The organism is Streptomyces sp. NEAU-YJ-81 (assembly GCF_017592595.1).
GTDB classification, from domain to species: Bacteria; Actinomycetota; Actinomycetes; order Streptomycetales; family Streptomycetaceae; genus Streptomyces; species Streptomyces hygroscopicus_B.
In genome coordinates this window covers 1-861 of record NZ_JAGFNO010000123.1, presented here as the reverse complement: position 1 = coordinate 861, position 861 = coordinate 1, and the positions used below count along the sequence as shown (strand labels likewise).

Annotated in this window: 1 protein-coding gene; it reads right to left on the bottom strand. The window is 67.5% G+C overall.

Going from position 1 to position 861, the window contains the following annotated elements:
- A protein-coding gene (locus tag J5X86_RS50200) for an IS5 family transposase (protein ID WP_208523238.1) occupies positions 1-838 on the bottom strand; the annotation gives its coding sequence in 2 pieces (ribosomal slippage) (positions 1-491 and positions 494-838; 836 coding nt annotated over the 2 pieces). This gene is flagged as partial in the annotation.
- Between the last annotated feature and the right edge of the window lie 23 nt (positions 839-861).

The window sequence follows — 861 nt, the reverse complement described above, 5'->3', positions numbered from 1 at the left end:
GCTTCGTAGCGGACGGCGAGTTTGTCGTATCTCGTGGCGACCGCGCGGTGTCGCTTGAGTCGGTTGATCCCGCACTCGACCGCGTGCCGATGCTTGTAGTCGGCCTTGTCGAACGTCGGTGGCCGTCCGCCGCGCGAGCCGCGCTTCTGCCGGTTGCGGACGCGGTCCGCAGGGACCGGAATCGTCGCTTTGATACCGCGTCTGCGCAGATAGGAGCGATTCTTGCGGGAGTCGTACGCCTTGTCGGCGCGCACTCGATCCGGCCTGTTGCGTGGCCGTCCCAGGCCAAGCCTGGGCACCCGGATCGCTTCCAGGACAGGCTCGAACTGAGGGGAATCGCCCCGCTGGCCAGCGGTGATCACCACCGACAACGGCTTCTGGCCCTGCTCGACCGCGAGGTGAACCTTGCTGGTCAGTCCGCCCCGGGAGCGTCCGAGTCCGTGGTCGGCCGGCTCGACGATGATCCCGCCGGGCGGTTCCTTCTGGAGGTCCCCCTTTTCGCCGCCCCAGCGGCGTGCTGGTGGGCACGGCAGACCGTGGAGTCGACGTTCACCTCCCAGGTGATCAGGCCCTTCGCGTCGGCCTCGGCCTGGAGCTGCATGACGATCCGAGCCCACGTTCCGTCTCGCTGCCAGCGCCGGAACAGGTCATAGACCCGGTCCCATGGCCCGTAACGTTCCGGCACATCACGCCAGGGAGCACCGGTGCGGGTCCGCCACCGTATGCCGTCTATCAGTTGTCGTCGCGTCCACACCTGCGGACGACCCGGCTTGATGCCCCGCGGCAGCAGCGGCTCAAGCCGGGCCCACTGGCCGCTCGTCAGATCCCCACGTCCCACAAGACATGATCATCAACGAACAA